This window comes from Aeromonas sp. QDB56 (assembly GCF_027705505.1).
Lineage (GTDB): Bacteria > Pseudomonadota > Gammaproteobacteria > Enterobacterales > Aeromonadaceae > Aeromonas > Aeromonas caviae.
The window spans coordinates 1-22,645 of the sequence record NZ_JAPDBZ010000001.1; the positions used below are offsets into that span (position 1 = coordinate 1).

A 22,645-nucleotide genomic window follows, 5' to 3' on the forward strand; every position below is an offset into this window, starting at 1 on the left:
CATTGCCGAGGGGCTGGTGTGGGCCAGCCTGTTGTCGCTGGTGATGAAAAGACGGGTAGCTCAGACGCTGATGGGGGACGGTTTATCCACACTGAAAGCGGCGAAAAATAGCGGAACCTGGTGGTTCCCGTTATTGGAAGCGGTGGCTCATCGGGTGTTGGTGGAAATAAGAGAGCGTCTGGAATGGGCTGCCGTTTACTTGGCGAAAAATGCCCGTCGAACCAAGCAGCGAAAATCGATACAGAACAGGACCTTAGAAGGAATTTCAAATGAAGTGTTTTCTTAAGGTCCTGTATATGTATCGAGCCTTGGCCGGAATCACTGCTGGAAGCGTATCGAGAGCAGCTGATCCCTGGTCATCTCTGCCTGCAAGCCTGGCATGAGCCCGTGTCTTCGCTGCGTTCACAACTGATGGAGGGAATAGCACATTTCATTAGTGAGTACCCTAAGCATGCGGCCCTGCAAACCCAACACGGTTTCAAGGCATTGCGACATCAACACTGGCATATCTGAATGAGCGCCTGGGGCGCAAGGAGGGCACCATCGACAAGACCCACAACGAGATTGTCACAATCTAGAGTGCCGGAGTCAGGATCAGACTCCACCAGTGGGGCCACCGAGCGGTGGCCCTTTTAGTTGGGCAAATGAGGGAGATCGGAGCAGGAGAAGCAATCGACAATGGAAATGTCAGCTTTGCTTCAACAGACCAAATGCGAAAAGGCCGCTCATTGAGCGCAATGCTGTTCAGATAAGCACTTTTTTGACTGATTATTCATAAATTGGATTTGAGTTGAGGGGGCAAGGCTGTGTCCAGTCGATCTTCCTCCAGCCTTTATCCAGCGGGGCTTGCAATAGAAAGAGGGAGGCATCATGCCTCCCTCGCTTTTTTGTCCTGATACTACGTGGACTGGAACTCAAATTCTCTTAAGTGAACAGCATTGCGCTCATTGAGCGGCCTTTTCAAATGTGGTCGGTGTGAGAGGATTCGAACCTCCGACCCCTTCGTCCCGAACGAAGTGCGCTACCAAGCTGCGCTACACACCGATGTCTGCGGGGCGAGAATTTACCGAAAGCCCCGACCCGACACAAGCCTTTTTTTGCATTCACTCTAAAAAAATGGCTTTACGCTCAATAATTCAGCGAGTCGCAGGAAAAATCACCCACAAGGTATCTTTCCGCCTGCCTTCAGTCCTGTCGAGGCAACCTGAACTCGGTCGGCCCCAGCAAACGTCGGCTCCAATCCGCCACCACACCATGTTCAAGCCAATGGGCCGCATGCTGGCGCCAGTTGGGAGAGAGCGCCGGGTTCTCCAGCAGCAGTTGCAGATCGTCCTCATTGCGGGCCTGGTTGAACAGGATGTCGGAGGTGCGCTTCACCGTCAGCTCAGGGTAGGGTCTGTCCACCAGTGTCAGCTCCCCCTGCGGATCCACCCTTCCCTCTTCCAGCACCCGCAGCAGCCAGCCACAGCGACCACTCAGCTGCATCACCTGGGAGAGCTGGCCATAGCCAAAGCGCTGGTTGAGCTTGAAACAGGGGGATCTGGGCTGGCTTATCTGGATCAGCGCCTCTCCAAGTCGATAAACATCGCCGATGCAGGCCTGCGCCTCCGTCAGCCCCGAACCAGAGAGATTCTCGCCAAAGGCGGCAGGCTGCCAGGGTGTGCGTGGTACAGGCAGTCCCAGCGCGGTTTGCCAGGTTTTCCACCAGGCGTAATGCTCCGCAGGGTAATGGTGCAGGGCCCGATCCGGGCCGCCATGATGGCGTCTGTCGCTCTGCTCATCCCCGCGAAGGCCGAGGAAATCGCACCACAGAGGGGCGTTGGCAGGCTGCTTGTGGATGGCACTGATGAGGCCGGGGGCCTGCTCTGGGTTCAGTTCGGCGCTCTGGCCGATGAAGAGGGAGATCCGCATTCCATTCTCCTGACGGATGGGGGAATGCGGATCTTATCACGGGGCAAGTCAGGCAACTGCCTGCATCTGGGTGGTCATGGCGATTTCGGCACGGCGGCGTTTCTCCGCCCGGGCCATCAGATACCAGCTACCGAAGGTGAACAGGGATACCGACAGCAGGATCAGACTCGCGATGGCGTTGATCTCGGGCTTCACGCCGAGACGCACCGCCGAGAACACTTCCATCGGCAAGGTGGTCGAACCCGGGCCGGAGACGAAGCTCGCCAGCACCAGATCATCCAGCGACAGGGCAAACGACATCATGCCACCCGCCGCCAGCGACGGGGCGATCATCGGTATGGTGATCAGGAAGAACACCTTCCAGGGCTTGGCTCCCAGGTCCATGGCCGCCTCCTCAATGGAGAGATCCAGCTCCCGCAGCCGCGCCGACACCACGATCGCCACATAGGCGGTACAGAAGGTGGTATGTGCTATCCAGATGGTCAGCATGCCCCGCTCCGCGGGCCAACCCACCAGCTGGGCCATGGCCACGAACAGCAGCAGCAGGGAGAGACCGGTGATCACCTCAGGCATCACCAGCGGCGCCGTCACCATGCCGCCGAACAGGGTCCGGCCACGGAAGTGAGGGATCCGGGTCAGCACGAAGGCCGCCACCGTCCCTAGCGCCACCGCCGCGATGGCGGTGTAGAAGGCGATCTCCAGGGAGCGGAACACGGACCCGATCAACTGTTTGTTGTCGAGCAGGCCGAAGTACCACTTGAGCGACCAGCCCCCCCACACCGTCACCAGCTTGGAGGCGTTGAAGGAGTAGATGACCATGATGATCATGGGCAGGTAGATGAACAGCAGCCCCAGCCACAGCATCAGCTTGGCAAAACCGAAACGTCTCATGCCTTGCCCTCCAGCTCTTTGGCCTGGTTGCGGTTGAACAGGATGATGGGAATGATCAGCACCGCCAGCATCACCACCGCCAGGGCGGAGGCCACCGGCCAGTCACGGTTGTTGAAGAACTCCTGCCACAACACCTTGCCGATCATTAGGGTCTCCGGACCACCCAGCATCTCGGGGATGACGAACTCGCCCACCACCGGGATGAAGACCAGCATGCAACCGGCGATGATGCCGTTCTTGGAGAGTGGCACCGTGATCTGCCAGAACCGGGTCAGGTTGCGGGCACCCAGATCGGAGGCCGCCTCCAGCAGGCTCTGGTCGTGCTTGACCAGGTTGGCGTAGAGCGGCAGCACCATGAACGGCAGGTAGGAGTATACGATGCCGATATAGACCGCCAGGTTGGTATTGAGGATCTGCAGCGGTTCGTCGATCACCCCGATGCCCAGCAGGACGCTGTTGAGCAGGCCGTTGTTGCTGAGGATCCCCATCCAGGCGTAGACCCGGATCAGGATCGCCGTCCAGGTCGGCATCATGATGAGCAGCAGCAGAACGGTCTGGGTCTCCTTGTTGGCCCGCGAAATGGCGTAAGCCATGGGATAACCGATCAACAGGCAGAGCATGGTGCTGACCAGGGCTATCTTGAGGGACCCCAGATAAGCCGCGATGTAGAGCTCATCCTCCTGCAGCAGCAGGTAGTTGCCCAGGTTGAGCAGTATGGTGAGCTGATTGTCTGCCCAGCTCACCACGTCCGTGTAGGGCGGGATGGCCACGTCCGCTTCGGCGAAGCTGATCTTCACGACGATGATGAAGGGCAGCAGGAAGAAGAGGAACAGCCAGAAGAAGGGGATGCCGATGACCAGCTGCCGCCCTCCCACCTGTTTGAGTCGTCTCAATGCCTTCATGATTGCAGCACCACGCCGCTGTCATCTTCCCAGTAGAGGAACACCTGGTCATCCCAGGTCGGCCGTTTGCCGTGGCGTTCGGCATTGGCAATGAAAGCCTGAACGATTTTGCCCGAGGGCAACTGGATGTGATACACGGAATGGCCGCCCAGATAGGCGATGTCATAAACCTCGCCCTTGGTCCAGTTGAAGTCCGGATGCTCGATCTCTTCCGGCTTTTGCAGGCTCATCAGCAGTTTTTCCGGACGCAGGGCATAGGTGACCTTCTTGTTCTCCGCCCGGGAGCTGATGCCGTGACCCACATAGATGGGCTGCTCCAGATCCGCACAGGCGATGATGGCGTGGTCCTGCTCATCCTCCACCAGCAGGCCGTCAAACAGGTTGACGTTGCCGATGAACTCGCACACCAGCCGACTGGCCGGGGTCTCGTAGATGTCCATCGGGCTGCCGATCTGCTCGATGCAACCGAGGTGCATGATGGCGATCCGCTCGGCCATGGTCATGGCTTCTTCCTGATCGTGGGTCACCATGACGCAGGTCACGCCCACCCGCTCGATGATCTCGACCAGCTCGAGCTGCATGGTGGAGCGCAGCTTCTTGTCCAGCGCCCCCATGGGCTCATCCAGCAGCAGCAGCTTGGGACGCTTGGCCAGGGAACGAGCCAGGGCCACCCGCTGACGCTGACCACCGGAGAGCTGGTGCGGCTTGCGGCGGGCGTACTGGGTCATCTGCACCAGCTTGAGCATCTCTTCCACCCGGGCATCGATCTCCGCCTTGGGCAGGCCATCCTGCTTGAGGCCGAAGGCGATGTTCTGGGCCACCGTCATGTGGGGGAACAGGGCATAGGACTGGAACATCATGTTGATGGGGCGTTCATAGGGCGGCATGTCGGTAATGTCGACGCCGTCGAGGAACAGCCGTCCTTCCGTGGGTCGCTCGAACCCGGCCAGCATCCGCAGCAAGGTGGACTTGCCGGAGCCGGACCCACCCAGCAGGGCGAAGATCTCGCCCTTGTGGATGTTGAGAGACACGTTGTCGACCGCCAGCGTTTCGTCGAACTGCTTGCTTACCCTGTCTATTTTGACCAGCACTTCTTTACGCTGCTGGCTGCCCTCGAGGGCTTTCTTGTAGGCACTGGAGGCTATCGCCATTACCAAACTCCCAAAGGTGATTCCGGCCTGGGCCGATCCATCAATACAATCTGGCGCCCCGGGATGGGCGCCAAGGTTAGGTTCCGGATTTGATCTTGGTCCAACTCCGGGTGATCAGGCGCTGCACCGAGCGGGGATGTGCTTCCTGCACATACAGACGCTCAAGCACCGCCTGGGGGGGATAGACAGACTCGTCCTCGCGCACGGCCTTGTCCATGAACTCTCCCGCCTTGATGTTCGGGTTCGCGTAACCCACATAGTCGCTCACCTTGGCGATGACCTGCGGTTCGAGAATGTAGTTGATCAAGGCGTGAGCCTCTTTCACGTTGGTGGCATCGGCCGGGATCGCCATCATGTCGAACCAGAGATTGCCACCCTCCTTGGGGATGCTGTAGGCAATATTGATCCCCTTGCCCGCCTCCTCGGCCCGGGACGCCGCCTGCAGGATGTCGCCGGAGAAACCCGCCGCCACGCAGATGTTGCCGTTGGCGAGGTCACCGATGTACTTGGAGGAGTGGAAGTAGGCCACGTAGGGGCGCACCTTGAGCAGCTGCTCTTCGGCCCGCTTGATATCCGCCGGCTCATGGCTGTTGGGGTTGAGCCCCAGGTAGTTGAGGGCAGCCGGGATCATCTCGTCCGCCGAATCGAGGAAGGCCACGCCGCACTGGGAGAGCTTCTTCATGTTTTCCGGCTCGAAGATGGTCGCCCAGGAGTCAATCTTGTCGACACCCAGCACTTCCTTGATCTTGTCGACGTTGTAGCCGATGCCGTTGGTGCCCCAGAGGTAGGGCACGGCGTACTGATGGCCCGGATCCACCTTCTCGAGCTGCTTGAGCAGCATGGGGTCCAGGTTGCTCAGGTTTGGCAGCAGGGTGAGGTCCAGCTTCTGGAAGGCCCCCGCCTTGATCTGCTTGGCCAGGAAATTGTTGGAGGGCACGACCAGATCGTAGCCGGTGCGTCCGGTCAGCAGCTTGCCTTCCAGCGTCTCGTTGGAGTCAAACACGTCGTAGACGGTCTTGATCCCGGTCTTCTGCTGAAAATCACTGAGGGTGGTCTCGCCGATATAATCGGACCAGTTGTAAAAATGAACCACAGGGGCTGCCTGGGTCAGATTTGCAAACCCCAGGGTCAGGGCCAGCGTTGCCATCTTGGTCATGTGCACTTATCAGTCCTCATTTGTGTGATTTTGCCAGTCGCGCATCCATACGCGCCGTCCAACCTGTCGGGTGGTCACCACCCTCCCGGCCGAACTGCGGACCGGGAGGGGTACTCGTCACTCTTACTTGCCTGACTTGATCTTGGTCCAGCTGCGGGTCATCAGACGCTGCACCTTGGCCGGCAGATCCGGGAAGGTGTAGATCTTCTTGAGGGTATCCGGCGTCGGGTAGATACCCGGGTCGGTACGGATCGCCTCGTCCACCAGCGGCGTGGCCGCCTTGTTGCCGTTCGGGAACTGCACCACGTTGGTGATGTTCGCGATCACGTCCGGCTTCATCAGGTAATTGATGAAGGTGTGGGCCGCCTCGACGTTCTTGGCATCCGCCGGGATGGCGATCATGTCGAAGAAGCTGCCTGCCCCCTCTTTCGGAATGGTGTAAGTCAGGCTGACACCGTTCTTGGCCTCGGCGGCACGCGCCTTGGACTGCTGCAGGTCACCGGAGTAACCAACCGCCACGCACAGGTTGCCGTTGGCCAGATCCGAAATGTACTTGGAGGAGTGGAAATAGGCGGTATAGGGACGGATGGAGAGGAACAGCTCCTCTGCCTTCTTCAGCTCATCCGGCTTCTGGCTGTCCGGCTTGAAGCCCAGGTATTGCAGGGCGGCCGGCAGCATTTCGGTCGGCGAGTCGAGGAAGGAGACACCGCACTCCTTCAGCTTGGCCATGTTCTCCGGCTTGAACACCAGATCCCAGGAGTCCACCGGGGCATCGGCCCCCAGCACGGCCTTCACCTTCTCGGCGTTGTAGGCATAGCCGATGGTGCCCCACAGGTAAGGGATGGAGTATTGGTTGCCCGGATCGCTCGGTTCGAGCGCCTTGAGCAGGTCGACGTCCAGGTTCTGCCAGTTGGAGAGTTTGGACTTGTCCAGCTTCTGGAAGACACCTGCCTTGATCTGCTTGGCCAGGAAGGGGTTGGACGGTACGACGATGTCATAGCCCGACTTGCCTGCCAGCAACTTGGCTTCCAGCACTTCGTTGCTGTCGAACACGTCGTAGACCACCTTGATGCCCGTCTCCTTCTGGAAGTTTTCCAGCGTATCCGGCGCGATGTAGTCGCTCCAGTTGTAGACGTGCAGCACCTTCTCGTCGGCCATCGCCCCGGTACTCATCATGACCAGCGCCACGGAAGCAGCCATCATTCCCTTTTTAAAAGACATAGTCCTTGTCTCCTAAGCAAATTGTATGCGTAAGCCAACCTGCCCGGTTCCCGCCTATTCCCGCAGCTTTGCAGCCGTCAGGTCCAGACTGAGCCTGGCCAGTTTGACCAATTCATCCACCTGTTCCTCGGTGATCACCAAGGGGGGCGATATGATCATGGTATCGCCGACAGCCCTCATCACCAAGCCATTGTTAAAACAGAACTCCCGACAGGTCATCCCGGCATGGAGCTCGGCCGGGAAGCGACGTTTCGTCTGCTTGTCCTGCACTATTTCCAGCGCGGCGACCAGGCCTTTTCCACGGGTTTCCCCCACCAGCGGATGGTCCGCCAGCTCAGCCCAGCGGCGCTGCAAATAGGGGCCGATACTATCATGAACTCGCTTAACTATGCTCTCCCTTTGCATAAGCTGGATGTTGGCAATGGCCACGGCGCAGGCGACCGGATGGCCGGAATAGGTGAAGCCATGGTTGAACTCCCCCCCCTCTTCCACCAGCACCCTGGCAACCCTGTCCCCCACCATCACGGCGCCCATCGGCAGATAGCCGGAGGTAATGCCCTTGGCCAGGCACATGAGGTCGGGTTTGATGCCAAAACCTTCACTGGCAAACCAGTGACCGGTGCGGCCAAAGCCGCAGATCACCTCGTCGGCGATAAGCAGGATGCCGTACTGGTCGCAGATGCGCTGGATCTCGGGCCAGTAGCTCTCGGGGGGAATGATGACCCCCCCCGCACCCTGGATAGGCTCGCCGATGAAGGCGGCCACCTTGTCCACCCCCAGTGCCAGGATCTTCTCTTCCAGCTGGCGGGCACGGGCCAGACCGAACTCGTGGGCGCTCATGCCCTCTCCCTCACCGAAGTGATAGGGCTGGTCGATGTGTACTATGCCCGGAATGGGCAAGCCGCCCTGGGCGTGCATCCCCTTCATGCCGCCCAGACTGGCCCCCGCCACGGTGGAGCCGTGATAGGCATTGTGGCGGCTGATGATCACCTGCTTGTCAGGTTGTCCCTTGCTGGCCCAGTAGTGGCGCACCATGCGCAGCACGGTGTCGTTGCACTCGGAACCCGAGCCGGTGAAGAAGACGTGGTTGAGGTGGGAAGGGGTGATCTCGGCCAGCAGGGTGGCCAGCTCGGCAGCAGGGGGGTGGCTGGTCTGGAAGAAGAGGTTGTAGTAGGGCAGTTGCTGCATCTGGCGAGTGGCGGCATCCACCAGCTCCTGACGGCCGTAGCCCATGTTGACGCACCACAGACCCGCCATCCCGTCCAGAATGCGCTTGCCTTCGGAGTCTTCCAGATAGACGCCTTCGGCCTTGGTGATGATGCGACTACCCTTCTTGTTCAGGGCCTGAAAATCGGTAAACGGATGCAGATGATGGCTGGCTTCTAGTTGCTGCCACTCACGGGTGGTGTGCTGCATTGCTTGCTCCTCGGTTCCTTCGATTCGGCGAATCTTGTCGCCATTCATGAGGGCGCGGGTGGCCTGCCCGGTCACTGCCATTCACGGGGCTGGCGCTCTCTTGCCTGCTCGATGCCTTTCCATGGGGCGAACATCGTCGCCAGTTGATTGCAGGTGACGCCCCTCTCCATTGCGGGAGCGGGCCTCACCTATACTCGGTGCCTTCCGGGTCGCGGGCGCCGCCGCGAGACGGGCCTTCGGCACCTTGCTTGCGATATGACGGGGAGAGGCCTCGCCTCCCCCGGGGACAGATCAGACGTTCAGCAGCAGGAATTCCCGTTCCCAGCGGCTGATCACGCCGAAGTATGTCTCGTACTCCTTGCGTTTGACGGCCACGAAGGCGCGGATGAAGCGCTCCCCCAGCATGTCCTTGATGGGTTCACACTGCTCCAGGTGGCTCAGCGATTCCTCCAGCGAGCGGGGCAGGCTGTAGGGCAGGTCATAGGCACTCGCCTTCATCTCCTGCATGGGTTCGAGCTTCTCCAGCATGCCGAGGTAGCCGCAGGCCAGGGTGGCGGCCAGAGCCAGATACGGATTGGCATCGGCACCGGCGAAGCGGTTCTCGACCCGGCGTGCGCTCGGTTCGGAGAAGGGGACCCGCAGGCCGCAGGTGCGGTTTTCCACCCCCCACTGCACGTTGCGCGGCGCACTCTCGCCAAAGGTGAGGCGGCGGTAGGAGTTGACGTTCGGCGCCAACAGAGCGGTCACTGCCGGAGTGTATTTCTGCAGGCCGGCGATGAAATGCATGAACAGATCGGAGTTGCCCCCTTCGCTGGTACCAAACAGGTTGTTGCCATCCATGTCTTCCAGGCTCTGGTGGATGTGCATGGCGGAACCCGGTTCGTTGCTCATGGGCTTGGCCATGAAGGTGGCATAGATGCCGTGGCGATGAGCGGCCTCGCGCATGGTGCGCTTGAACAGAAACACCTGGTCGGCGAGATCGATGGCATCCCCGTGCAGGAAGTTGATCTCCATCTGGGCGGCGCCGGATTCGTGGATCAGGGTGTCCACCTCCAGCTCCTGGGCCTCGCAGTAGTCGTACATGTCCTCGAAGATGGGGTCGAATTCGTTCACCGCATCGATGCTGAACGACTGGCGGGCCGTTTCCGGGCGGCCGTTGCGGCCCACCGGCGGCACCAGCGGATAGTCGGGATCTTCGTTGCGGGTCACCAGGTAGAACTCCAGCTCCGGCGCCACCACCGGCTTCCAGCCCTGCTTCTCGTAGAATGACAGAACCCGGCGCAGCACGGAGCGGGGAGCGATGTCGATGAGCTTGCCGTTGACGTCAAAGCAGTCGTGGATCACCTGGGCGGTGGGCTCCAGCGCCCAGGGTACGAAACGAATGGTGTTGGGATCGGGATAGAGCTGCATGTCCCGCTCCAGCGGGTCTATCATGCTGTCGTCATCCGGGTACTCGCCGGTCACCGTCTGGGTGAAGATGACCTCGGGCAGCCGCATGCCCCCTTCGCGCAGAAACTTGTTGGCTGGAATGATCTTGCCTCGGGCATTGCCGGTGAAATCCGGAAACAGGCACTCCACTTCCGTGATGCGATTGCTCTCCATCCAGCCCTTGATACTGTCCATGTTAAACCCCGACTTTACGGTTGCCATTGTCAAGGGTGTCTAATATAAGGAACACCATTGTTAATGAAATGTAATCGACCACACCATAAAAGCCCGTGATAAAGGCCTTTGTCAAGCAGCGGTGTTTAAAAAACTATAAACAACGGCCTGTATAATGACCAGCGCGGCACCAAATACTAAACACTTTGTGTCACGATCAGCCCACTGCAAGCTCGATGCCAACGGCGGCGGGATCTCGTTCGATACTCAGTCAGACCCTGTCGGAGAAGGCCCATTTCTTTGCAAGGACGCACACTCCTTATCCAATTTCCTTTGCATGTCTGCATTTTTTTGGTACAAGGCCCGCCCTGATTTGCACTCTCCTGCATGGATTTGGTGCAAAACGGGATACAAGGGCTTGGTCTGACGACAGACAGCCCCCATCAATGGGTAACATTGGGAAACTGACTGGTAGCAAACCGTATGTGTGATTTCATGACAGAAGACCAACTGACCTTCTACAAAGGCCAGATCGAGCGACAAATCCTTGAGCTCGAAGAACGTCTCAACTCCCAGGCCAGCCAGGCTATCGCCACCGATACCAACGAAATGGCGGATGAAATTGACCGTGCCAGTGTCGAGGAGGCCCGTCGCCTGGAGCTGAACCGCATCGAGCACGACAAGTTGCACCTGCGCAAGCTGAAAGGGGCGTTGAAGCGCATCAATGAAGGGGATTTCGGCTATTGCGAATCCTGTGGCGACGAGATCTCTCTCAAGCGGCTGCAGGCCCGTCCCGAGTCCCGCTTCTGTGTTGAATGCCAGAGCACCAAGGAATTCAACGACACTCACGTGTTCCGTCGCGTCGCCTGATGCGGCGAACAAGCCCGGCCTCGGTACGAGCCGGGCACAGGGCAGGCCATGCCCGAAGATGACGCGGCCGGGTGATCCCCGGCCCCTTTCACAGCAAGAGCGTGACAACTTCTGTTAGACTCCGGGCAAGTCCCGGATCCTACAGGAGATCAAAGCGTGAAATGGCTCATCAGGCTGTGCTTGTGCCTGCCATTGCTGGCACAAGCACAGACGCTCACCGTCAAGGTCCCCAGCCGACCGATCAACGATCTCGACAACGAATACCAGCTCAAGCTGCTGGAACTGGCGCTCAACCACGCCGGGCAGCCCTACAAGCTGGAGCGGGTCGACCTCAATCTCAACCAGTACAGCCTCCAGCAGGCGCTTGCCAAGGGCAAGGTCATCAATGTGTTCTGGATGGGTACCTCCAGCGCGCTGGAATCCTCCCTCACCGCAGTGCCAATCCCGCTGTTTCGTGGTCTGGAAGGGCTGCGCCTCTCCTTCATCCACGCCGATGCCCAGGAGCGGTTCAACCAGATCAACACCCTGGCAGACCTCAAGAAACTGAAAGCCGCACAGGGGGTGGGCTGGGCCGACAACAAGATCCTGGAACTGGCAGGCATTCCCACCTATGCCGGGCGCTACAGCAACCTGTTTCGCCTGATGAATGACGGCGACAAGCTGGACTTCTTCCCCCGTGGTCTGGTGGAAATCTTCGCCGAACGCAGCAAGCTGGCGGCACAATATCCCAACCTGGTGATCGATCAGCACCTGCTGATCCGCTACCCCTTCGCCGAGTTCTTCTTCGTCAGCCCGGAGTCGCCGAAGCTGGCCAAGGCGATCCAGACCGGCCTCGAGCGTGCCTATGCCGACGGCAGCTTCATGGCGTTCTTTCGGGAGAACCCCAAGATCCGCGAGGCCCTGGCCAGCGCCAATCTGGAGCAGAGAGTCACCATCGCCCTGCCCAATCCCGACATGACCCCCTTGCTCAAAAGCATTCCGGCCCAATATTGGGAATATCCACCGTCGCAGGAGTAAACGGACACGATATCCGGCGTTGAGAATATCCACCGCTGCGAGCGTGAACGGACACCGCCTCCGGCGTTGGGAATATCCACCGCCGGGAGCGTGATCAGCCGCGGGTCATCCCATCCGGTGGGCGCAGCCCGCCGCAGACGCACAGGAACGCGAGGTCGCCCGGCCTCAATACGCGCACCAGGGAGGTGCCATGAAACGACTGGATGACTGGTTTCGCGACTATGGCCAGAGCCATCAACACCCCGTCAATGTGGCCATCCACAAGGTGGCGGTGCCAGGCATCTACCTCTGCATCCTGGCACTGCTCTGGTGCCTGCCCGCAGGTCCCCTGCCAGCGTCCCTCAACTGGGCGGAGCTGGCGGCCATCCCGGTGCTGGTCTTCTACCTGCGGCTGTCGTTGACGATCTTTACGGGGATGACGGCCCTGACCGCCCTGGGACTGGCCTTCTGCCACGTCTGGCAGGGGCCGCTGCTGTGGCCTGCCCTCATCGGGTTCGTGCTGTTCTGGATAGCTCAATTCGTCGGTCACCATATCGAGGGGAAACGCCCCTCCTTTCTCACCGACCTGCAATTTCTGCTGGTAGGCCCCGCCTGGGTGCTGGCCAGCCTCTATCGTCGTTTGGGCATCCCTTTCTGAGGGAGGCCAACAGGAGAGACCATGAGACATCTTCAGACCCTTGCTCGCACCCTGCCCCTGCTGCTGGGGGCACTGATGGCCGGCCCGGTGCTGGCCGACAAGGCAGATCCCGTCGGCGAGGTGAGCACCGCTTTCAAGCTGCTCGGACCCAACCACAAGATCCTGGTGGAGGCGTTCGACGACCCTAAAATCGCCGGTGTCGCCTGCTATCTGGCCCGCCCCAAGACCGGCGGCGTCAAGGGCGGACTCGGGCTGGCGGAGGATCCCTCCCACGCCTCCCTCTCCTGCCACCAGATCGGCCCCATCACCCTGCCCGCCAGGCTGAAGGCGGGGGAAGAGGTGTTCGACGTCAGCACCTCGCTGGTGTTCAAGGAGCAGAAGGTGGTGCGTTTTTACGACGAGAAGCGCAATGCCCTTGTCTATCTGACTTACAGCACCAAGTTGGTGGATGGTTCGTACAAGAGTGCGGTCAGTGCCGTTCCCATCATGCCCTGGGGTTGAAACAGCACCACTTATCCCGTGATGACGGTCACTATTTGTTGTAATTTAACCACATCATTATCTACGGAGAGCGCACCATGAGAGTCGCCGTTTTCAGTACCAAGAGCTACGACAAAGAACATTTCCACCAGGCCAACGGCCAGTACGGTTTCGATCTGGAGTTCTTCGACGTGCGGCTGGAGGCCAAGACGGCCCGTCTCGCCCACGGCTTCCCCGTGGTCTGCCTGTTCGTCAACGATGATGCCGACCGCGAAGTGCTGGCCGAGCTGGCGCAGTACGGCACCAGGGTCATCGCCCTGCGCTGCGCCGGTTACAACAACGTGGATCTGGCCGCCGCCAAGGAGCTGGGACTCAAGGTGGTGCGGGTGCCGGCCTACTCCCCCGAGGCCGTTGCCGAACATGCGGTGGGCCTGATGATGACCCTCAACCGCCGCATCCATAAGGCGTATCAGCGCACCCGGGACGCCAACTTCTCCCTGGAAGGGCTGGTGGGCTTCAACATGCATGGCCGTACCGCCGGCATCATAGGCACCGGCAAGATCGGCATCGCCACCTTGCGCATCCTCAAGGGGTTCGGCATGCGCCTGCTGGTGAGCGATCCCTATCCGAACCAGGCGGCCATCGATCTGGGCGCCGAGTACGTGGATCTCGATACTCTGTTCCGTCAGTCCGATGTCATCAGCCTGCACTGCCCCCTGTTCAAGGAGAACTATCACCTGCTGAACAAGGAGGCCTTCGCCAAGATGAAGGACGGGGTGATGATCATCAACACCAGCCGGGGCGGCCTGCTCGACTCCAACGCCGCCATCGAGGCCCTCAAGACCTCCCGCATCGGCGCCCTGGGGCTGGACGTCTACGAGGAGGAGGAAGACCTCTTCTTCGAGGACAAGTCCAACGAGGTGATCACCGACGACGTCTTCCGCCGCCTGTCTGCCTGCCACAACGTGCTGTTCACCGGTCACCAGGCCTTCCTGACCCGGGAGGCGCTGCACGCCATCGCCGACACCACCCTCAGCAACATCCAGGCCATCGATAGCCAGGGCCGCTCTGACAACGAAGTGGAGTGATCCCTGAGGCGTTGTCGCCACGCCATTGATCCCGCCGCCGGGTTGTGAGACCCGGCGGCATCGGGTAGGCTACCAGCCCTTTTTTGTACAGGAGTCTGGCCAGCATGTTCATCGGATTTGATTACGGTACCTCCAACTGTGCCGTCGCCGTGATGGAACAGGGCAGCCCCAGGCTGCTGACCCTCTCCGGTTCCCATTACCTTCCCTCCACCCTGCACGCCCCCCACCGGGACGCCATCGCCGGCCTCCTGGCCGAAGGGCTGGCCCCCGTCCAGCAGAGCGAATACCTCAAGCTGCGCGGTCCAGTGGTGACCCGGGCCCAGGCGGTGCGCCGCCAGATGCGCGAAGAAGGACTCATCGACGAGCTGAGCTTCGGCAGTGCGGCGCTGGCGCGCTATCTGGAAGAGCCGGACGAGGGCTACTACATCAAGTCCCCCAAATCCTTTCTCGGGGCCTATGGCCTCAAGGCTCCCCAGATCGCCCTGTTCGAGGACATTGTCTGCGCCATGATGCTGCACGTGCGCCGGGAGGCGGAGCAGCAGACGGGCAGCACCATCCGCCAGGCGGTGATCGGCCGACCGGTCAACTTCCAGGGACTGGCGGGGGAAGAGAGCAACCGCCAGGCCATCGCCATCCTGAGGGAGGCGGCACGCCTCGCCGGGTTCGAGCGGGTGGAGTTCCTCTATGAGCCGGTGGCCGCCGGCTTCGAGTTCGAAGCGCGCCTCACCGAGGATGCGGTGGTGCTGGTGGTGGACATCGGGGGCGGGACCACCGACTGCTCCGTACTGCGCATGGGCCCGAGCCACCGTGACCAGCTGGATCGCAGCGGCGATCTGCTCGGTCACAGCGGCCAGCGCATCGGGGGCAACGACTTCGACATCCGCCTGACCGTGGAGGGCATGATGCCGCTGCTCGGCATGCACGAGACCCTCAAGACCGGCAAGCCACTGCCCCATCCCCTGTTCTGGGACGCCGCCGCCATCAATGACGTCAGTGCCCAGAGCCGTTTCTACAGCCTGGATACCGCCCGCCAGTTGCAGGATCTCCAGCTCGACAGCCAGCCAGGCAGCAAGCTCCCGCGCCTCGCCAGCCTGCGGGCCCACAAGCTGAGCCATCAACTGGTGTGGCGCGCCGAGCAGGGCAAGATCGCCCTCTCCGACCACGAGCACAATCACCAGACCCTGAACGAGCTGGAAAAAGGGCTGGAGGCGGCACTCACCCGCCCCCAGCTGGCCAGTGCTTCCGCCCCCTTGCTGGAGAAGATTGGCGAGCTGATGGACGAGGCTATCCTGGCGGCAGGCGTGCAGCCTGACCGGGTCTTCGTCACCGGCGGCAGTGCCCGCTCCCCCCTCATCAAGGCCTTCATCCAGCAGAAACTGCCCAAGGTACCGCTGGAGGGGGGTGATGACTTCGGTTCGGTGGCCTCGGGCCTCGCCCGCTATGCCGAGCGCCTGTTTGCGGACTGAGACGGCCAGGGGAGCCATGGGCAACCGGTAGACAGGTTCGCTCGGGGCGGGTGTTGCCATTTGCCGACACCCCCTCTTCCCCCGGGGCGACAGAAGCGGTCGGGCTCCTCCCCCCTCGCCCTGCCGCCCGGGCCCGGGGACGGGTATGCTTGTCATACCCACCACCGGAGCCCCTTCAATGCCCAGATACCTGCTACTGCTGCTCGCCCTGCTTCTGCTCAGCGCCTGCAGCAGTGCTCCCCGCTTTGCCTCGCAAGACCTGCAACACCATCACTGGGTGCTCGATCGGCTGGATGGCCAGGCCATCGCCAGCCGCCGCAGCAATCCCCCCGACATCGAGATCGGTGAACACTTCACCGTCAACGGCATCGCCGGTTGCAACCGCTACTTCGGCCAGGGTCACCTCAAGGGGAACAAGCTCTGGGTCACCAGCCTCGGCAGCACCGCCATGGCCTGCCCCCCCGAACTCGATCTGATAGAGCAGGCCGTGCTCGCCACCCTGACGGAGGGGGCCACACTGAGCGGTTCCACCCAGACCCTGATCCTCCAGGGAAAACGGCACCGTTTGGAATACAGGCTGCAAGACTGGGTGTACTAGGGCTCACAAAACCGCTCGCCAGCAGGAACAACTGGCCAGGCTGTGGCACAATATGAGGCATTGTTAGCAATGGAGGCTGCCTCAGCCATGTCGATGGATCGCCTGTTTGGCAAGATCAAGCAACTGCCCACAATTCCGAAACTGCTGCACGAGCTGATGCAGAGTTTCAACGACGAGAATGCCCGCATCGACGAGATCGCGGCCAAGATCGCCATGGACCAGGTGATCAGCGTCAAGGTACTGCGGATGGCCAACTCCGCCGCCCTGCGCCGTGGCAATGAAATCACCTCCATCGAACAGGCGGTGATCCGCCTCGGTTTCAACCGTCTGCGCTCCGTGGTGGTCGCCTCCGGCATCATCAGCAGCTTCAAGGCCCCCCCCGGCTTTGACAAGCTCCACTTCTGGACCCAGACCTTCCAGGTCGCCACCATTGCCCGCACCCTGGCACAGCAGACCACCTCGGTGGATCCCGAGACCGCCTTCACCTGCGCCCTCATTCACAACATCGGCGAGCTGCTGATCCAGAGCACCCTGCCGGAAGAGGCGGGGCTCATCAATCTGGCCATCGAGAAAGGCAGCAGCCGGGTCGATGCCCAGAGGGAGATGCTGGGTTACGACTATGCCCAGCTCGGCGCAGAGCTGGCGCGGCGCTGGAACCTGTCGCCCGCCTTCGTGGATGCCATCGCCCAGCAGCTCGACCCCCTCTCCCACGATCCGGTCAGCAAGGAGGCCGTGCTCATCCGGCTCGCCGTCTTCGTCTCCTTCGCCTGGCAGGCCGGCGTACCGGCACAGGCCATCATCGCCCGTTTCCCCAGAACCCTGGCTGACCAGCTGGGGCTGGATCCCGCCAGCTTGGCGGATCAGCTGGAGCAGCTCCACGAACAGGGCAACGCCCTGGCCGATTTGCTGACCCAGTAGATGCACAACGGCCGATCAGCAGGAGCCGGATCCCCGTCTCATTCTGGAGGATCAGCTCGAACAGCTGTACGAACAAGGCAACGCCCTGGCCGATTTGCTGACCCAATAGCGTCACGGCAGACCGCCCAGCCAAGCCGGAAGCACCGTCTCATTCTGGCCGGTCGTCACATACACACGCCCATGGACGGGATAAGATGGCCTGCGCCCATCCCCCACTCCTGAGCCTCTCTGACACAGTAGATACCATGACCCATCCCTTCCTGTTTCACCCCCAGGCGGCACCCTGGTTCAAAGAGAGTGCCGACACCCTGCAGCTCACCCTGTTCAGCGAGCTGGACGCCCCCATCCGCGAGGTGTGGCTGCGTCACGAGCCGGACAACGAGGAGTATCTGGTCGCCATGACGCCGGTCGCCACCCGGGACAGGCTTCAGGTCTGGCAGGTCGAACTGCCGCTGGCCAGAGGGCAGGAGATCCACCTCTACTGCTTCAAGTGCCTCACCGACGAGGAGCAGTGGTGGCTGCACGGGGCAGGCGTCAGCGCCGCCATGCCGCCGCGGGAGCAGCATTTCCGCTTCAACAGCCATCACCAGCCCCCGGCCTGGGTGCAGGATCAGGTGTTCTACCAGATCTTCCCCGACCGCTTCTGCAACGGCGACCCGTCACTGAGCGTCAAGCATCACGAGTACGAGTACAGGGGCAAGGCGGTCATCAGCAAGGCCTGGGGCGAGCCGGTCAGCCGCCACGAAGAGGGGCACGGCGCCTGTGAATTCTACGGTGGGGATCTGGCGGGCATCGACGCCAAGCTGCATTACCTGCAATCCCTGGGGGTGACGGCGCTCTACCTCAACCCTATCTTCGATTCGCCGAGCAACCACAAGTACGACACCCAGGACTACTTCAAGGTGGATGCGCACCTCGGTACCAATGCCCAGTTTGCCGAGCTGACCCGCAACCTGCACCAGCGCGGCATGAGGATCATCCTGGATGCGGTGGTCAACCACACCTCCACCGAGCACCCCTGGTTCTGCCCGCCGCTGGGCGCCCAGAGCAACCCGGACTCCCCCTGGCGCAGCTTCTACACCTTCGATCAGGAAGGGGATTATGTTAGCTGGAAAGGGATCCGCAGCTTGCCCAAGCTGGATTTCTCAAGTGAACAGGTGCAGGACGCCGTTTATCGGGCAGACAACGCCATTCTGCGCTACTGGATGCGCGCCCCCTACCAGATCGATGGCTGGCGCTTTGACGTCATCCACATGCTGGGGGAGCGGGGCACTGCCGAGGGCAATCGCGGCCATGTGCGCGCCATTCGCGGCGCGGTGAAGCAGGAGAATCCGGACGCCTACGTCCTCGGCGAGCACTTCTTCGAGGCGAGCCAGTGGCTGCAGGGGGATCAGGAGGATGGCGCCATGAACTACTACGGCTTCGCCCACCCCATCCGCGCCTTCCTGGCGGGGCAGGACATCGCCTATCATCCCATCAAGATCAGCGCCACCGAGCTGGATCACTGGCTCAAGCTGGCGCGGGCCCATATTCCGTTCAAGAACCAGCTGGCCCAGTTCAACCTGCTGGACAGCCACGACACCGCCCGCTTCCTGCACCTGCTGGGGGAAGACAAGCAGCGGATGCGACTCGCCGCCACCCTGCTCATCACCTACATCGGCGTGCCCTCCATCTACTACGGCGACGAGGTGGGGCTCTCCGGCGGCAACGACCCGGACTGCCGCCGCTGCTTCCCCTGGGATACCACCGACTGGGATCACGTGCTGCACGACCACTATCGCCGCCTGATCCAGCTGCGCCGCCAGCGCCCGGCCCTGCGCCGGGGAGACATCCAGACCCTCTACGCCGGCCCTCACAGCTATGTGTTCTCCCGTACCCTGCAAAGCGATCAGGTGGTGGTCGCCTGCAACCGCCACCCCACGGAGCCGCGCACCATCAGCCTGCCCCTGTGGCAGACCGCCAGCCCCGCCAGCCGCTTCACCGACGCCTTCAACGGCGACAAGTTCGAGGTGGTGCAGGGGGAGGTGCAGCTCACCATCCCGGCCAACTCCGCCAGGGTACTGCTGTCGAGCTAGGGATCGCGGCAATAGAAAACCGGCGCTCGGGGCGCCGGTTTTTTTATGCCTGCATCCCCCGAAGTGACGGATGCTGCCTCATCGCTGTTTTTCGATCCGATAACCCTACGCCGCCATGTGTGATGCGACGAATACATCAAACATCATCTCTTCATCAGTAGTTGATGCTGACATAGGGGACTTCGGTCACATCCCACGCCTGCTTGAGGTAGACGGTGAGCACGAAGAAGAAGTTGGCCAGCAGATTGGCGAAGCGATAGAGGATGGGATCGAAGCGCACGCCGCTCTCTTCCAGGCGTACCAGCAGACGCACCACCTTCTTGCTGCCACAGCGGCACAGGTGCAGGGTGGGAATGGGCTGGGGCCCCTGGGGCAGCACGAAGCCGGTCACCCGGCCGCGACTCGCCTCGTTGTAGTGATCGTACCGTCCCTTCAGCCAGTCCAGATCCTCCTCGAAGATGCCGAGCCGTCCCCGCACCGAGCCGTTGAGGTTGTAGATGAGCCGCTGCAGGGTCGCCAGATCCGCCATCACGGGCCGGGTATCCTCATCCGGCATCAGATGAGAGAGCACGGCCCCCACCTGGCAGCAGAGCTCGTCGGTGGCGATCTCGTAGTCGCACTGAAACTGGGTTTCGAAGATGAAGGGGTAGCAGAGCTCGCGCTTGTCTCTTGGCTTCTTGGGGTTCATGGCATCGCCGGGCTGGGGAAAAGGGCAGTGTGCCAGCCCGGGGACGGGCTGGCAAACACCCCGCCCCCGCCGGCATCACGGGGGCGTCGCCAGACTAGCCGGTCGCCATCTGCTGGCCAAGCAGTCGCATGGCCTCCAGCATCCGCTGGTTGAAGCCCATGAAGCCTGCCCCCTGGGTCGCCCCGTCCTGACCCCGCGCCGCCAGCACGGTGGGCGTCAGCGCCTCCTGCTGGGAAGGGGGCAGCAGGGCGTCGGCCTGCTGCTGCAACCGGCTGAGCCTCGGCAGGTAGTCCGCCAGGGGCTTGAGGCTCTCCTGCAGGGAACTGGCCCCCTGGTAGGTCTGACTCAACTTGGCCGATTGCTTGAGCTTGAGGGAGTAGGAGACCAGCTGGCTGTCATCCAGTTGCAGCCCGTTCAGCCCGTCCGCCAGGGTCTTGCCGTCGCCCCCCTTGAAGAACTGCCCGGCCAGCTCGTCCAGCCCCTTGACCAGGGTGCCGATGGCATCCATCTCGGCACTGTCGAGATCCCCCTCCAGGGAGAAGTCGAAGCTCTGGCTCGACTTGAGGCTGAACTGGCTGCCGCCCCCATCGCTCTGGGACTTGAACTGCCAGCTGTCGCTGAAGCGCAACATCACCTTGTCCCCGTCCCGGGTCTCGATCTCGAGGAGGGCCTGCTGGCGGCTGGCCATCCTGGCATCCCCCAGATCCGTGGTCGACACCTTGCCGAAGAACTCCTTCTCGAACTCGTCGAGCCCCTTCTGGATCAGCTTGTAGCTCTGATCCATGCCGGTCTTGATGTCCTCGTTGTCCGCCCAGCCACCGAGCTGCTTCCTGGCGTCACCGAAGCCCTTGTCCACCCCCTTGCGGGCCTGCTCCATCATCTTGGTCAGGTCGTCGTCGGACTTGCCGTCCGCACGGGCCGCGCCTATCCGCCCGGTGACGAACTGCAACACGTTGTCCGCCACCGACTGGAAATCGAACAGGGTCTCCGGGGTGACCTCCTGGGGTTCCTGCACCTTGGGTGCCTTGTAGCCCTGGCCGTTGATCTCCAGCGCAAATTGCAGCGCCTGCTGGATCAGCACCTGGGCCCATTTCGGGGGCTTGTTCAGGGAGACCTCATCCCCCTTGTCCGCCGTTTTCGACTCCGTCTGTTGAGGCGATTTGGGAGCAATGCCCACTCCCTTGGGTTGGGCTGCGCCCATGCCATCAATTTGCATCATTACTCTCCCGCCTATAGTGGTGGATCGGTTATCGGCCCGACTGGCCACTTCTTGACCACAAAAAACTTGGACAATCCGCAACGGCCTTTTAAAATCCCCACCCTTTGGTTGGCTGCGGCCTTCCCCCGGTCTTTCCCCGGCTCAGCCCGGTGCATGCGAGGTATCCATGACTCAATCCCAGCCCTCTTCCGCCGACGCCCAGGGCAGACGGACTCCTGCCGACTACCAGACCCAGCTCGACGAGAAGCGCGATCGCCTCACCCAGCTGTTCGCCCCCTTCAATCCGCCCGCGCTGGAGTTGCACGCCTCCCCCGCCGAGCACTACCGGATGCGCGCCGAGTTCCGCATCTGGCACGAGGGGGATGACCTCTTCCACTGCATGTATGCACCGGCCACCAAGGAGATCATCCGGGTCGACAGCTTCCCCACCGCCAGCCTGCTCATCAACCGGCTGATGCCGGTGCTGCTGGCCGGGCTTCGCCCGCACCCCGTGCTGCGCAAGAAGCTGTTCCAGATCGACTACCTCTCCACCCAGTCCGGCCAGATCTGCGTCAGCCTGCTCTACCACCGCAAGCTGGAAGCCGAGTGGCAGCAGGCCGCCGAGGCGCTGCAGGCCGACCTGCGGGCCAAGGGGTTCGAACTGCAACTGATTGGCCGCGCCCACAAGCAGAAGATCTGTCTCGGGGATGACTTCGTCATCGAACGCCTGACCGTGCAGGGGCGCGAGCTGGTCTACAAGCAGGTGGAAAACAGCTTCACCCAGCCCAACGCCGCCATCAACGAGCAGATGCTGGGCTGGGCCCTGGACGTGACCAAAGAGAGCGAGGGGGACCTGCTGGAGCTCTACTGCGGCAACGGCAACTTCTCCATCGCCCTGGCGCAGAACTTTCGCAAGGTGCTGGCCACCGAGATCGCCAAGCCGAGCGTGGACTCCGCCCAGTTCAACATCGCCGCCAACGGTGTCGACAACCTGATCATCCTGCGCATGTCGGCGGAGGAGTTCACCATGGCGATGCGCGGCGAGCGGGAGTTCAACCGCCTCAAGGGGGTCGATCTCGGCGCCTACCAGTGCAACACCATCTTCGTCGACCCGCCCCGGGCCGGTCTGGACGACGCCACCGTCAAGCTGGTGCAGGATTACGACAACATCCTCTACATCTCCTGCAATCCCGAGACCCTGCAGGCCAACATGGCCGTGCTCGGTGAAACCCACGAGATCGCCCGCTTCGCCCTGTTCGACCAGTTCCCCTGGACCCACCACATGGAAGCCGGGGTGTATCTGAAGCGCAAGGGCGGCTGATCCGGGCGGTTCCCCGTCTGCTCCATGGCAGCCGGAGCC

General features: G+C 61.6%; 20 protein-coding genes, 1 tRNA gene and 3 pseudogenes. 13 read left to right on the forward strand and 11 right to left on the reverse strand.

The features are described 5' to 3' along the window. Window positions 1-286 (forward strand): annotated as a pseudogene (locus OKB81_RS00005) (IS4 family transposase); the annotation flags it as partial. A 14-nt stretch (window positions 287-300) separates the two neighbouring features. Further along, window positions 301-513 (forward strand): annotated as a pseudogene (locus OKB81_RS00010) (hypothetical protein); the annotation flags it as partial. A 454-nt stretch (window positions 514-967) separates the two neighbouring features. Here OKB81_RS00010 and OKB81_RS00015 read toward each other — a convergent pair. The 9 genes from OKB81_RS00015 to OKB81_RS00055 form a co-directional block, all read right to left on the reverse strand. Further along, a tRNA-Pro gene (locus OKB81_RS00015) sits at window positions 968-1,044 on the reverse strand. Between the two features lie 141 nt (window positions 1,045-1,185). Next, entirely contained in the window at window positions 1,186-1,911 is a 726-nt protein-coding gene (locus OKB81_RS00020) for an MOSC domain-containing protein (RefSeq protein ID WP_160836741.1), read from the reverse strand. Window positions 1,912-1,959: 48 nt separating this feature from the next. Further along, window positions 1,960-2,802: an ABC transporter permease subunit gene (locus tag OKB81_RS00025; protein ID WP_010676054.1), complete on the reverse strand. Its 843-nt coding sequence runs from the start codon at window positions 2,800-2,802 to the stop codon at window positions 1,960-1,962. Beyond that, window positions 2,799-3,704, reverse strand: coding sequence for an ABC transporter permease subunit (locus OKB81_RS00030; protein WP_160836742.1), 906 nt, complete (start codon window positions 3,702-3,704; stop codon window positions 2,799-2,801). Before OKB81_RS00030 ends, OKB81_RS00025 begins: the two co-directional genes overlap by 4 nt. After that, window positions 3,701-4,855, reverse strand: a complete 1,155-nt coding sequence (potA, locus tag OKB81_RS00035) for a polyamine ABC transporter ATP-binding protein (RefSeq protein ID WP_010676056.1) — start codon at window positions 4,853-4,855, stop codon at window positions 3,701-3,703. The genes OKB81_RS00030 and potA overlap by 4 nt, the downstream gene beginning before the upstream one ends. Before the next feature lie 76 nt (window positions 4,856-4,931). Continuing rightward, window positions 4,932-6,011 carry a polyamine ABC transporter substrate-binding protein gene (locus OKB81_RS00040; protein WP_045522886.1) on the reverse strand — a complete coding sequence of 360 codons (1,080 nt, stop codon included), beginning with the start codon at window positions 6,009-6,011 and terminating at the stop codon, window positions 4,932-4,934. A gap of 123 nt (window positions 6,012-6,134) precedes the next feature. Then, entirely contained in the window at window positions 6,135-7,232 is a 1,098-nt protein-coding gene (locus tag OKB81_RS00045) for a polyamine ABC transporter substrate-binding protein (RefSeq protein WP_039039663.1), read from the reverse strand. 54 nt (window positions 7,233-7,286) lie between these two features. Then, window positions 7,287-8,648, reverse strand: a complete 1,362-nt coding sequence (locus OKB81_RS00050; RefSeq protein ID WP_010676059.1) for an aspartate aminotransferase family protein — start codon at window positions 8,646-8,648, stop codon at window positions 7,287-7,289. Between the two features lie 291 nt (window positions 8,649-8,939). Continuing rightward, window positions 8,940-10,271, reverse strand: coding sequence for a glutamine synthetase family protein (locus tag OKB81_RS00055; protein WP_010676060.1), 1,332 nt, complete (start codon window positions 10,269-10,271; stop codon window positions 8,940-8,942). A 462-nt stretch (window positions 10,272-10,733) separates the two neighbouring features. Between OKB81_RS00055 and OKB81_RS00060 the strand changes: the two genes are divergently transcribed. The 10 genes and pseudogenes from OKB81_RS00060 (at window position 10,734) to malZ (ending at window position 19,399) form a co-directional block, all read left to right on the forward strand. Beyond that, on the forward strand, window positions 10,734-11,120 hold the full coding sequence (locus OKB81_RS00060; protein WP_010676061.1) for a TraR/DksA family transcriptional regulator: 387 nt from the start codon (window positions 10,734-10,736) through the stop codon (window positions 11,118-11,120). Between the two features lie 156 nt (window positions 11,121-11,276). Beyond that, window positions 11,277-12,137, forward strand: coding sequence for a hypothetical protein (locus OKB81_RS00065; RefSeq protein ID WP_160836743.1), 861 nt, complete (start codon window positions 11,277-11,279; stop codon window positions 12,135-12,137). Window positions 12,138-12,327: 190 nt separating this feature from the next. Continuing rightward, the gene (locus OKB81_RS00070) at window positions 12,328-12,774 is read left to right on the forward strand and encodes an Mpo1 family 2-hydroxy fatty acid dioxygenase (RefSeq protein ID WP_043153437.1); all 447 of its coding nucleotides are present in this window, start codon (window positions 12,328-12,330) and stop codon (window positions 12,772-12,774) included. 21 nt (window positions 12,775-12,795) lie between these two features. Further along, entirely contained in the window at window positions 12,796-13,275 is a 480-nt protein-coding gene (locus OKB81_RS00075) for a CreA family protein (protein WP_041211972.1), read from the forward strand. A gap of 77 nt (window positions 13,276-13,352) precedes the next feature. After that, complete coding sequence (locus tag OKB81_RS00080; protein ID WP_160836745.1) at window positions 13,353-14,342, forward strand: 2-hydroxyacid dehydrogenase; 990 nt, start codon at window positions 13,353-13,355, stop codon at window positions 14,340-14,342. 104 nt (window positions 14,343-14,446) lie between these two features. After that, the gene (yegD, locus tag OKB81_RS00085; protein ID WP_160836746.1) at window positions 14,447-15,808 is read left to right on the forward strand and encodes a molecular chaperone; all 1,362 of its coding nucleotides are present in this window, start codon (window positions 14,447-14,449) and stop codon (window positions 15,806-15,808) included. A gap of 178 nt (window positions 15,809-15,986) precedes the next feature. Then, window positions 15,987-16,406, forward strand: coding sequence for an META domain-containing protein (locus OKB81_RS00090; RefSeq protein WP_010676067.1), 420 nt, complete (start codon window positions 15,987-15,989; stop codon window positions 16,404-16,406). 69 nt (window positions 16,407-16,475) lie between these two features. Continuing rightward, on the forward strand, window positions 16,476-17,324 hold the full coding sequence (locus tag OKB81_RS00095; protein WP_039039670.1) for an HDOD domain-containing protein: 849 nt from the start codon (window positions 16,476-16,478) through the stop codon (window positions 17,322-17,324). A gap of 10 nt (window positions 17,325-17,334) precedes the next feature. Then, window positions 17,335-17,433: pseudogene (locus OKB81_RS20835) on the forward strand (HDOD domain-containing protein); the annotation flags it as partial. Window positions 17,434-17,569: 136 nt separating this feature from the next. Next, the gene (gene malZ / locus OKB81_RS00100) at window positions 17,570-19,399 is read left to right on the forward strand and encodes a maltodextrin glucosidase (RefSeq protein ID WP_160836748.1); all 1,830 of its coding nucleotides are present in this window, start codon (window positions 17,570-17,572) and stop codon (window positions 19,397-19,399) included. A 154-nt stretch (window positions 19,400-19,553) separates the two neighbouring features. Here the strand turns inward: malZ and OKB81_RS00105 are convergent, their stop codons facing one another. Together OKB81_RS00105 and OKB81_RS00110 are read right to left on the reverse strand one after the other, a co-directional pair. Further along, window positions 19,554-20,087 carry an ATP--cob(I)alamin adenosyltransferase gene (locus OKB81_RS00105; RefSeq protein WP_042016441.1) on the reverse strand — a complete coding sequence of 178 codons (534 nt, stop codon included), beginning with the start codon at window positions 20,085-20,087 and terminating at the stop codon, window positions 19,554-19,556. Window positions 20,088-20,181: 94 nt separating this feature from the next. Next, the gene (locus OKB81_RS00110; RefSeq protein ID WP_160836788.1) at window positions 20,182-21,303 is read right to left on the reverse strand and encodes a DUF5610 domain-containing protein; all 1,122 of its coding nucleotides are present in this window, start codon (window positions 21,301-21,303) and stop codon (window positions 20,182-20,184) included. 169 nt (window positions 21,304-21,472) lie between these two features. Here OKB81_RS00110 and trmA point away from each other — a divergent pair, with 169 nt between their 5' ends. Beyond that, a complete protein-coding gene (gene trmA, locus OKB81_RS00115; protein ID WP_160836750.1) occupies window positions 21,473-22,606 on the forward strand; it encodes a tRNA (uridine(54)-C5)-methyltransferase TrmA in 1,134 nt (377 codons plus the stop codon). Window positions 22,607-22,645: the final 39 nt, after the last annotated feature.